Below are 6,693 nucleotides of genomic sequence, written 5' to 3'. Positions count from 1 at the left end.
GAATGGCAGCCAGGCGCATCTGCGGCTGATGGAAACCACCGACATCCATGTCAACGTGATGCCCTATGACTATTATGCCGACAAGCCGAACGACACGATGGGTCTGGCCCGTACCGCCTCGATCATCGACCAGATCCGCGCCGAGGCCGGCAACTCGTTGCTGATCGACAATGGCGATCTCCTGCAGGGCAATCCGATGGGCGATTACATGGCCTACAAGAAGGGCATGAAGGCCGGCGACCTGCATCCGGTGATCAAGGCGATGAACGTGCTCGGCTATGATTGCGGCACGCTCGGCAATCACGAATTCAACTACGGCCTCGACTTCATGTTCAACACGCTCGGCGGGGCCAATTTCCCGATCGTCTGCGCCAACCTGACCAAGGGCGCGCTGGCGGCCGATCCCAAGCTGGATGAGTTGCATTTCAAGCCCTATGTCATTCTGGACAAGATGATCCGCGACGGATCCGGCGCGGAAAGCCCGATCAAGATCGGCTTCATCGGCTTCGTTCCACCACAGGTCATGGTCTGGGATGCGAAGAACCTGGAAGGCAGTGCCCAGACGCGCGACATCGTCGAGACGGCGCGCGCCTGGGTGCCGCGCATGAAGGAAGAAGGCGCCGATCTCGTGATTGCGCTGTCGCACTCCGGCATCGACGGTCACGGTCAGACAGAGCGCATGGAAAACGCCTCGCTTTATCTCGCCGGCGTCGAAGGCATCGATGCGATCTTCACCGGCCACCAGCATCTGGTTTTCCCCGGCCCGAAGGATTTCGTGGATGTGCCCGGTGCCGATCCGGTCAAGGGCACGCTGCTCGGCAAGCCTGCCGTCATGGCCGGCTTCTGGGGCTCGCATATGGGCCTGATCGACCTGTTGCTGGAAAAGGACGGCAAGAGCTGGAAGATCGTCGACTTCACCTGCGAAGCCCGGCCGATCTCGCATCGCGACGAAAACAAGAAGGTGGTCGCGGACGTCAAGGACAAGCCGGACGTGGTTGCCGCCGTGAGCGCCGAACATCAGGCGACGCTCGACTATGTCCGCACTCCGGTCGGCAAGACATCGGCGCCGCTCTATTCCTATTTCGCCCTTGTTGCCGACGACCCGTCGGTGCAGATCGTCTCGATCGCGCAGACCGCCTATATCAAGGACATGCTCAAGGATGGCGACCTGAAGGACCTGCCGGTCCTGTCGGCCGCAGCCCCCTTCAAGGTCGGCGGACGCGGTGGTGCCGACTATTTCACCGACGTTCCGGCCGGCGACATCGCCATCCGTAATGTCGCGGATCTCTATCTCTATCCGAACACGATCCAGGCGGTCGCCATCACCGGCGAGCAGGTAAAGAACTGGCTGGAAATGTCAGCCGGCATCTTCAACCAGATCACCCCCGGCTCCAAGGACGCGAGCCTGATCAATCCGGATTTCCCATCCTATAACTATGACATCATCGACGGCGTCACTTATCAGATCGACCTGAGCAAGCCGCCGCGCTTCGACAAGGACGGCAAGGCGATCCATCCGGAATCAAGCCGCATCGTCAACCTGCAGTTTGCCGGTCATCCCATCGATCCCGGCCAGCGCTTCGTCGTGGCGACCAACAACTACCGCGCCGGTGGCGGGGGCAAGTTCCCGGAGATCGCCGGCGACAAGGTCGTCTTTGTCGGCCCCGACACCAATCGCGACATCATCGTGCGCTACATCGTCGAACAGGGCACGATCGACCCGCAGGCCGATGGCAACTGGTCGTTTGCACCGCTCGCCGATACCACGGTCACCTTCGAGACCGGCCCCAAGGCACGTGACTATCTCGCTGCCATCAAGGGTGCGAAGATCGAGGACGCCGGCGACGGTGCGGATGGCTTCGCCAAGTTCCGCCTGACACTCTGACAGCGCCGAACGGCACCATAGCAAGAGCCTCAGCTAGGCCCGCGCCCGATCAGAGCGCGGGCTTTTTGTCTGTTCGGATCAGGAGCGTTTCACCGAGTCGATTCAAGCCGGTATGGCCAAGACTTCGTGTCGCATGTCCGGAACAATGGCGGACAAATCGGACGGGCAGTTGGAGAGGCGCTCGCGAAACGCGTCGATCATCCAGCTTGCAGCCGGCCCCGGCGGGTTGGCTGTCTTGCGGATCGCATAAAGATTGTAGGAGCCCTGCTCATAGGCATCCAGGTCGAGCTGCACCAGTCGACCGCTGATCAAATCCTCGCGGATCACCGAGGCCGGCAGCCCGCCCCAGCCAAGGCCCCGGCGCAGCAGCTGGTGTTTGGTCGCGATGTCGCTGACCCGCCAGGTCTTGTAGGACAGCACGTTGAAGTCACGACCAACCGTCAGTTCGGAGGCGTCGCTGACCACCAGTTGCACCTCCTCGCGGACATCGATCAGCGTCAACGGCCGCTGCAACAATGCCAGCGGATGGTCGGCGGCGGCGGCCGGCAACAGGTAATTGTGGCCGATGCGTTCGACGAGCAGCGAATCGTCCTGCCTGAGCAGCGCGCCGCCGATGCCGATCGTCGATCGACCGCTCATCACCAGTTCCATGATCCGGCCGAGTTCGCCGACTTCCAGCCGCAGCGACACCGACGGAAAGGTATCACGAAACTCCTTCAGCACGCCGACCATGACCTCGGTCGGCACCATCACGCTGATCGCCACGGACACCTCGGCCTCAAGGCCCTGCTTCATGCTGCTTGCCCGGGCACGCATGACCTGCAGGTCGCTGACGATCCGGCGGGCATCGGCCAGCATGGCCGTTCCCGCTTCCGACAGTTTCGGCTGACGGGCACCGTTGCGCTCAAACAGACTGACGCCGAGCTGCATTTCGAGATTGCCGATCGTGTAGCTGATCACCGACTGTGCCCGGTTGAGCTGTCGGGCGGCGGCGGAAAAGCTGCCGGCATCGGCAACCGTGAGAAAGACCTGCAACTGGTCGAGGGTGGGGTTTGCGTCCATGGGAGGCATCCAATTATTCGATACTATCGATCTACATTATCACAGTTTTATCGATGCCCCAATCATCCTATCTCGGGGTCACAGCAGCGTTACCTCCAGTCGCTGCCACGCAACGATCAAGGAAAGTCTCATGTCTTCCATTCTTCTCGTCACTTCCAGCCCGCGCGGTGCGGAATCGCTTTCGAACTCGGTTGCCACCGACCTTGCGGCGAAGCTGAGCGCCCAGACCGGTGCCGCCGTCGTCACGCGTGACCTGGCCGCTGACTCGCTTGACCATGTCGACGGCACCTTCACGGCCGCGATCCGCAAGCCGGCCGCAGACCGCAATGCTGCCGAGGCCGAAGCCGCAGCCGTGTCCGACGCGCTGGTCCAGGAACTGCTCGCCGCCGACACGATCGTCATCGGCACCGGCCTGATCAACTTCAACATCTATTCGTCGCTGAAGACCTGGATCGACCACGTCGCCCGCGCCGGCCTGACATTTACCTACACCGAAAAAGGCCCGGTCGGCCTTGCAACCGGCAAGAAGGCCTATCTGGTCCTGGCTGCCGGCGGCGTCTACTCCTCCGGCCCGGGCGCCCCGATGAACCATGCAGAGCCCTACCTGAAGACCGTTCTCGGCTTCATGGGCATCGAACTGGTCGAAACGATCTATGTCGAAGGCCTGGCCTATGGTCCGGAAGCGGCCGAAAAGGCTGTTGCCGCAGCTCATGCCAAGGCAGCCGAACTGGCACTGGCCGCCTGATACTCTGCCACACGGTTAAAGACTTCAAATCCGGCGACTGGTTCGCCGGATTTTTTATGCCATCTGTCGGCCGATAACACGATTGCGGCCGTCGCTCTTGGCGCGGTACAGCCTGACATCGGCAACGGACAGCACCGCATGCAGGCTGGTGCCGTCGATCGGTGCGCTTGCAACACCCAAGCTGATCGTGACCGGCTCGCCGTCCGGATTGCGGATGTCGGCGGCGACACGCTCGCGCAGCCGCCCGGCGATGCGCAGGGCATCCTCATGCGCCAGATCCGGCATGACCAGAACAAACTCCTCGCCACCATAGCGGAAGACGAAGTCCTGCGGCCGGACAGCCTTGCTCATGGTCTCGGCGATCTCTTTCAGCAATTCGTCGCCGACGAGATGACCGAAGCGGTCGTTGATCTGCTTGAAATGATCGATATCGATGATGACAATGCTGGCAGATTTGTCCTGGCTGAGGGCAGTCGCCAGGAGCCGCGGCGCATCGATCTCCATGCGGCTGCGGTCCAAAAGACCGGTCAGGCCATCCCGACCCGTGCGCGCCAGCAGATCCTCATAGCGTTCGCGGAAGGTCAGGTCGTGGAAGACATCGCGCACCGTGCGCTGCCGACCCACCAGGCGCCCCTCGCTCAGATAGAACTGGTAGAGTGCAAACAGCGCCGTATAGATCAACACAGCGACCATCTTTGCCTTCAGGCCACCCCAGAACACGTCGGACGGTGCGCCATAGAGCAGGTTCAGCATGATGAAGAAGCCGATCTGGTCGAATGCCAGCACCACCGAACCGCAAATCGCAAAGCGCAGCACGGTGCGGCGGGGCAGCCAGCGGCCGAGCCGCTCGTAGAGCAGGATGATGCCGACCGAATCCAGGTAGAGCAGCGTCGTTCCCCAGAGCATCAGGGCGCCCATGTCCTGCAGGAACGAGAAATCGGCCCGCTGGCTTGCCGTCGGCTCGACGCTGTAATGAAGCAGGAGCAACTGGGCGATGGCCAAGGTCACCAGATTGCCGAGGAAGAGACCATAGATCGGCTGGCGGACCGTTGACGCATCCTCCTTGATATAGAGCATCAGGATCAGCATCAGCTTGCCGGCAAAGAAGATCGACGAGCCCGGGGACACGATGCCGAATGGCAGTGCGACGTAAAAGCGGCGGCCAGATAGGTCTCGACGAAGTGCATGACGCCGAGCGCGGTCAGGAAGACGCCGAGCCCGATATAGGTCCGCAGGTGCAGCAGCGTCGTCATCAGGGCGAAATACAGCACCGCCTCGGAGACAAAAAGAACCAGATTCCACATTTCCATGGCTACGCCCTGCGTCACGCTTTGAAGCCGGACCTGGCTTCCATTGTCTCTTTCGATACCGCTGATCCGACCGCAGCAGCGATGCCGTCATTCATGCCCCGAGAGACAAGGATCGCGGCAGACCTGCCACTGTGTGCCCGGTGCCGAATTCCCGCTCCGTGCCGGTACGCATAACGAAGCTTGCGACTTTTTGCAGTTCGTTCGCGGTTACCGGCGACACTATTTTTGGTGCTTCGGCCACCGGGACCGGTCGCCCGAGCAGATAGCCCTGCAATTCCTCGCAGCCTGCCGCCGCCAGATAGAGCGCCTGATCCAGTGTCTCGACACCCTCCGCCACCACACTCATCCCCAGGCCGCGCCCGAGGTCGATGATCGATCGCACGATGGCATTGGCGGTTTCCTCCGTGCCGAGGGCCGCGACAAAACTGCGGTCGATCTTGATCACGTCGAAGGGATAGCGGCTCAGATAGCTGAGCGAAGAATAGCCCGTGCCGAAATCATCGAGCGCAATGCGGAAACCGAGATACTTCAGATGCGTCAGGATCTTGAGCGCGCGGTCATCGTCATCGATCAGAACGCTCTCGGTGATCTCCAGTTCCAGCATCTGCGGCCTGACGCCGGTGACGGCAACGCAATGGCTCAAATCGGCAAGGAAATCCGGATGACGGAACTGCACCGGCGAAACGTTGACGCTGAGATGCACATCCCTGGGCATTGCGGCCAGCAGGCGGCAGGCCTCGGCCAGGACCCAGGCGCCGAGTGCAACGATCTTGCCCGAGACCTCGGCCACCGGAATGAAATCGTTCGGCTGCACCATGCCGCGCTCGGGATGGTTCCAGCGCACGAGCGCCTCATATCCGGCAATCTCGGCGGTGGCGGCCTTCACCCGCGGCTGCAGAAACAGCTCGAATTCGCCATCGGCAAGCCCGCGTTCGATATCCGCCTCCAGCGCCCGGCGCTTTTCGATCAGTTCGTCCATGCCGTCGCGGAAGATCCGGAACATGCTGCGGCCGGATTTTTTCGCGTGATACAGAGCCACGTCGGCGCGACCGATCAGTTCCTCCAGCGTAGACGCATGCTCGGGGCACAAGGCACCACCGACGCTGACGCTGCATTTGATCAACTGGCCCTGTCCTGTATCGAAGGGTTGGCGGAAAGCGGCGACCAGGCGCCGGCCAAAATCCTCGACCTGCGTCTTGAAGTGGGTATTGGCGAGAATGATGGCAAATTCGTCACCGCCCAGGCGCGCGGCCAGATCACGCGGGCCGAGCGCATGGCTCAAACGACGCGCTGCCTCGCGGATGACTTCGTCGCCGGCCGGGTGGCCATGAAGATCGTTGACATCCTTGAAGTGATCGAGGTCGACAAGGACCACGGCGCATCCCCAGTTGGACGTCGCGCGGTCGACATGCATGGACAGCGTCTCGGTGAACAAGGTCCGATTGGCCAGTCCCGTCAGCGGATCATGCTGGGCCAGATGCCGCATGCGCTGTTCGACCGCCTTGCGTTCTCTGAGATCGACAAGACAGCTGATGCGGATCTTGCGGCCGCGATATTCGATATTGCGGCCGCGCGCCTCGATCGGGATCTGCTGGCCGTCGTCACGCAAGATGGTGAATTCGCGCAGCACGTCATTGTCCGGATCAGGCTCCTCCGTCAGGCGCCGGCGCCCCTCTTCATCGACCAGATCG

Annotated in this window: 4 protein-coding genes and 1 pseudogene; 2 read left to right on the top strand and 3 right to left on the bottom strand. The window is 61.8% G+C overall.

Annotation, left to right across the window (positions count from 1 at the left end; genetic code table 11):
- The coding region (locus tag PDO_RS07285; RefSeq protein WP_007599828.1) for a bifunctional 2',3'-cyclic-nucleotide 2'-phosphodiesterase/3'-nucleotidase at window positions 1-1,885 on the top strand (1,885 nt) is incomplete at its 5' end.
- Between the two features lie 102 nt (window positions 1,886-1,987).
- On the opposite strand, the gene PDO_RS07280 is transcribed toward PDO_RS07285, so the two are convergent.
- Window positions 1,988-2,947: a LysR family transcriptional regulator gene (locus PDO_RS07280; protein ID WP_007599827.1), complete on the bottom strand. Its 960-nt coding sequence runs from the start codon at window positions 2,945-2,947 to the stop codon at window positions 1,988-1,990.
- Window positions 2,948-3,077: 130 nt separating this feature from the next.
- Between PDO_RS07280 and PDO_RS07275 the strand changes: the two genes are divergently transcribed.
- A complete protein-coding gene (locus tag PDO_RS07275; RefSeq protein ID WP_007599826.1) occupies window positions 3,078-3,692 on the top strand; it encodes an FMN-dependent NADH-azoreductase in 615 nt (204 codons plus the stop codon).
- Window positions 3,693-3,746: 54 nt separating this feature from the next.
- Here the strand turns inward: PDO_RS07275 and PDO_RS07270 are convergent.
- Both PDO_RS07270 and PDO_RS07265 read right to left on the bottom strand, forming a co-directional pair.
- A pseudogene (locus PDO_RS07270) lies at window positions 3,747-5,002 on the bottom strand (GGDEF domain-containing protein).
- Window positions 5,003-5,093: 91 nt separating this feature from the next.
- A partial coding sequence (locus tag PDO_RS07265; RefSeq protein ID WP_007599821.1) for a putative bifunctional diguanylate cyclase/phosphodiesterase occupies window positions 5,094-6,693 on the bottom strand: 1,600 nt, incomplete at its 5' end.

The organism is Rhizobium sp. PDO1-076, assembly GCF_000247475.1.
In the GTDB taxonomy this organism is placed as follows: Bacteria; Pseudomonadota; Alphaproteobacteria; order Rhizobiales; family Rhizobiaceae; genus Allorhizobium.
This window is presented reverse-complemented; position numbering and strand designations above follow the sequence as displayed.

Bases quoted from the DNA above. Each gene is read 5' to 3' on its own strand.
- PDO_RS07280 (WP_007599827.1), bottom strand. From the start codon at position 2,947: ATGGACGCAAACCCCACCCTCGACCAGTTGCAGGTCTTTCTCACGGTT.
- PDO_RS07275 (WP_007599826.1), top strand. From the start codon at position 3,078: ATGTCTTCCATTCTTCTCGTCACTTCCAGCCCGCGCGGTGCGGAATCG.